Source organism: Moorena sp. SIO4A5 (assembly GCF_010672005.1).
Classification (GTDB): Bacteria; Cyanobacteriota; Cyanobacteriia; order Cyanobacteriales; family Coleofasciculaceae; genus Moorena.
In genome coordinates, this window is the sequence record NZ_JAAHHZ010000386.1 from 1 (window position 1) to 4,530 (window position 4,530).

Below are 4,530 nucleotides of genomic sequence, written 5' to 3' on the forward strand. Positions count from 1 at the left end.
CTGGCATTCTCAGTCTCTAACACCAGAAAACCTATGTTTGACTTGGCCTGAGAATATTCCCGATTAGGATTTTCAATTTCTTTAGCTGTTAGTCGTAAATCTGCTGAGAAATTGAAAGAGAATTGTTGATGAGCTCCAACAGAAAAACTAGCAACTACTTTAGTGTTACTTTGGGAACTACTCTCAAAAGCACCATCAAAACCAGCCGCAGTAGCTTGACTAAATAGTGTAGAGAAGGTTGGGTTATTGACAAAAGTGGCGTCAGCATTAGCAAGAGCAAAACCCACACCATTCTTGACTAAAGTCTGCGCCTGAATTTGAGTCAAAAACCCCGACGCTGCTTGACTATAGTTGGTGAACTTGGCGCTTCCTGTAGCGTCAGCAAAGTTCGGTTTGGAGTTAGGGGTTTTAACAATTGGCAAAAATAAAGTATTTGATCCCATGAAAATCTCCATTTTTATATTGGCTTATTCCGGGAATCATTATATATAGCATTAATTAATAATGAGCGCCATTTTGGCGGCTGATTTTGATGACAATAAGCCGCCAAAATGTTAAGCATTAAGCTATTTATCAGCAGTCAGCTAATGCTCTGGTAGTGATAATATAGCGTTTTTATTTGAGTTGTGAACATACCTCTTGCGCCAAGAGGCAAAACCCAAGAGGCAAAACCCAAGAGGCAAAAGGGATCCGAAGTTTTATTGGATAATAAAAAAAGACCTTCTAGGTTTATATCTCATTTAGAAATTTTATAGTAAACATTTAGCTATCAGTAATCATCTCATGATAAAATAAGCGATCAAGCGTGCGCGTAGCGCAATCGCTTGATCGCCTCTTTGGGTTTGGCTTCAATGAATTAGAGCAAAACTTAGGAAAAACTGGGAACTAAACCTTATAAGTACTAGTAGGGTGCCTTATTAACACACTTTACAAGTAATCCCAATTTTTAAAAGTAAGATTAAAGATTTAGATGGGAAGATAGGTAGATAGGGAGATGGGGAGATAAAATTTATCTCTAGCCCTATCAGCCTTAAGAATTGCTATAAATTTACGGCGTTAGTCCTGTAGAGTATTCGCCATCTGGAATTAAGTTTTAAGCATCGAAGACGAAGTCAGAGTGACTAAGTTCGTGGGCATTAACCCCTTCAAACAAGACTTTTCCACCATAATTTGAATGGAATAGGGCACCATTGTGGGTATCGGTAAGCCGACCTTCAGCAATTACCCCACTGAACCAATAAGAAGAATCAATATAACCCCAGCCCCTAAATTCAATCTGATCGACACCAACCTCAAAGTCTTTGATCACATCATATTCACCGGATAACAAACTCTGATTTAGCTCAAAAACGAATTTGTCAGCGCCACTATCACCGCTCATCACATCGCTACCACGACCACCAATCAGGTTGTCATCATCATGACCACCGACTAAGGTATCATTGTGGTAACCACCGACTAAGGTATCCTCGCCAAAACTGCCATGGAGTTTATCATAACCATTATCCCCATAGAGTTTATCGTCGCCTTTACCGCCTTCGAGGATATCATTACCACCATAGCCATAGACAGTATCATCCCCTAGGCTGCTATAGATTTTGTCCCCATAATTAGTTCCATGAAGTTTATCATTCCAAATACTTCCATAGCGGACATCATTGCCCAGGTTATAGATGAAGCTATCTCCCAACAACTGAATTGTACTGGTATTTACTTCTACTACAGTTAAATTGGTATCACGGTTAAACCAACGCTCATATTCTCCTGTCGTTGAGCCGTTGAGGTAGTCTATGCCATTGTTACCATTAATATCTGTAGTTTTATAAGGATAATCAACGGTAACATTATAACTTGCTCCAACGTTCAATTTGCCAACTTGACTAGAAGAAATTAAATTACCCTTGAAGCCAAAATAATCTAACAGTCTGGTATAACCATTGGTTGTGTCTAATACAAAAAAGTAACTGCCTGACTTTGCGGAAGCATATTCAGTATTGGAATTTTCAATTTCTTTTGAGTCAAGTTGTACAGCGGTTGAGAAATCAAAGGAGAACTTCTCATAAGCACCAACGGAAAAATTACCAACTACCTTAGCCTTACTATTAGCAAATACTTCATAAGCGCCCTCAGTACCAACTCCAGCACTTTCAGTGAAGAGTTCAGAAAAAGTTGGGTCATTGATAAAGGTGGCGTCAGCATTAGCAATGGCCTGACTTAAACCATCGTTGACAAAAGTCTGCGCTTGGGCATCAGTCAAAGTCCCTGAAGAACTGTGACTGTATCCTGTAAACTGAGCGCCTCCGGTAGCATTAGCAAAGTTAGGTTTAGGGTTATAGGTTTGAGATTTAAGGGATAAGAATAGAGTATCTGATGTCATAAACGTCTAGGTTGTTCTGTTCACTTAATTAACTTAATTATCAATATTGGGAAGGGATAATGGGAAATAAGCGCGTTTGTATCTGGGTTGTCAACACACTTCTTGCAGGAATTGGCTTGCATACAAGAGGAACCCACCTCTAACCCCTACCAGGAGGGTAAGTAAGGCAAGATGGTAAAGATATCCGGAGTTTTATTGTTCAATAAAAAAAACCTTATAGGTTGACAGTTGATACAAAAAATGCTATATTATCCAACGGCTAAATTCACCAATTTATTGATAGTAAAACCATAAAAAAAATCAAAATACTAGATCTGCCAATTTGTCATTTTTTATTATTTATTTTTGTAACCTTTACGTTTATTAATAGGTAACTATAGGATTGATGAAGTAAATGTAAACCTAGGGATTATTTTTTTTAAAAATAAAAATAACGATCAATAAAAATAGGTAAGTTAACTGTTAATTAACTTATAGCAAGTCCGGAGGATGAGCGATAATTAACAATATCCCCGTATCCCCGTTCTTTCCTCCCCTTACTTCTCCTCACAAGGGTAGGTTTTTTACATTTGGGTCCTGCCCCACCCCCAACCCCCGACCGGTCGGGGGCGGATCAGAAGGAGAGGAAAAGGAAAACAACGAAGAAATGATGATTTTTAGCGATGCAGCTTCGGAACAGGGGAGCCAGTGCGGTCTTGGGGAGGCAGCGCGGTCTTGGGGGTTTCCCCCACTCGCGCTTTGCCGTGGTCTCCCCCATGAGCAACTGGCGTGGTTTCCCCCACTCGCGCTTTGCATCAAGACAACGACAAGCGATGCAGCGCGGTCTTGGGGGTTTCCCCCACTCGCTATTGCATCAAGACAATTAAGTATATTTTCTTATCCCCCACACCCCACACCCCACAACCGGTCACCCCACACCTGAGGTCTTTGTTAAAAACCTACCCCTGTGAGCCTTACTTCTCCCCCTCTCCCGATCAGTTTTAATGATTAGTATTTAAGGGTCGATGATATTACGACCAAATAGGAAGTATGGTGCTCTGTAAGCTGGAAAATTTGTGAGGGGTATTACCCCTAGGGTAATTGACAAATCTGATTATATTATTACGGATCACAAAGCTTCTCTAGGAGCTGAGACATAGCTGTTCTTGTGAATTTTGTTTAAAGTTTATAATAAGATTAGATGAAGATTCTGTAAAGTACTTGTGGAACTATTGATAATTACTAAACAGATTATATGAATAATTAGTTTAGTGAAAATGTTATGAAAACTTGACAACTCTATCTGGCTGGTTAACTTCAATAATATTTTATTAAATTTTATTGAAGTTTTGGTGAAAACCGTGAATTTATCGTAAAAACAACTTGACAGCGTCAATTTACTTCACATAGGATGATTCCGGAGATTGTCCATGGGTTCACTGCTAAGGAATATGTAGAAAAGCAAATATGTAAATTAAGAAATATGTAAAGATATTGAGTTTTCAGGAAAAAAAACTCATAATTAATTTCACAAGCTTTTCATAAAGTTACCTAAAAAAGGGCGATCAGCCTCCCGGTTCAAGGGTGACCATTGAATTATTACTTATTACCTGGATTAGCTGGGATTGCTTAGGTGGCATCAAACGGCAAACACTTGTTGGATGCCACAGTACTCCTAAGTCAACTCCTAAGTCAACCCCAGGGAACACTACTGGGACTATCGCTAGGGAAAATGGGAGATAAGAGTCTATGTGACTACCCAGAGCACTGTTTTAACAATCAGGACTTGTGCCAATCAAATGGGGTCAAAGACTCAAGCTAACCATGGCGCTAGTCAAGACATGGCAAAACTCATTAACAAAGGGGTTCTAGGTAATGCATCAGAAAACGGTCGGTTTAGAAAAATCAGGGCAACCACCAGATTCCCTTGGCCAATACCCGACCCATAAATCTTCCGAGGTTATTGAACACCTAATCGCGAACTGGTTGGATAAGACCTTATCAAATACACTATTACCAGAATTTAGTCAATCCTTCCAAATTCATAACTTTGAGCTAGGTGATGAAATTATATCCTATCCTAGACGCGAGTTAAGCCAAGATTCTGTTCAAAATGAACCAAATAAGTATTTTTACGTCGTCTGTGGCGGGCGGGTGCGACTGCTAAGCTTTGA

Annotated in this window: 4 protein-coding genes; 1 reads left to right on the forward strand and 3 read right to left on the reverse strand. The window is 39.6% G+C overall.

From position 1 onward, the window contains the following. The 3 genes from F6K57_RS37555 to F6K57_RS37565 form a co-directional block, all read right to left on the reverse strand. Positions 1-443 (reverse strand): hypothetical protein (locus F6K57_RS37555; protein ID WP_293073457.1); only part of this gene is annotated, 443 nt, incomplete at its 3' end. A gap of 650 nt (positions 444-1,093) precedes the next feature. Next, on the reverse strand, positions 1,094-2,377 hold the full coding sequence (locus tag F6K57_RS37560; RefSeq protein ID WP_293073459.1) for a calcium-binding protein: 1,284 nt from the start codon (positions 2,375-2,377) through the stop codon (positions 1,094-1,096). 656 nt (positions 2,378-3,033) lie between these two features. After that, positions 3,034-3,159 carry a hypothetical protein gene (locus F6K57_RS37565; RefSeq protein ID WP_293073462.1) on the reverse strand — a complete coding sequence of 42 codons (126 nt, stop codon included), beginning with the start codon at positions 3,157-3,159 and terminating at the stop codon, positions 3,034-3,036. 1,072 nt (positions 3,160-4,231) lie between these two features. Between F6K57_RS37565 and F6K57_RS37570 the strand changes: the two genes are divergently transcribed. Continuing rightward, positions 4,232-4,530 (forward strand): hypothetical protein (locus F6K57_RS37570; protein ID WP_293073464.1); only part of this gene is annotated, 299 nt, incomplete at its 3' end.

Coding starts and splice junctions, on each gene's coding strand:
- F6K57_RS37560 (WP_293073459.1), bottom strand. CDS start 2,377: ATGACATCAGATACTCTATTCTTATCCCTTAAATCTCAAACCTATAAC.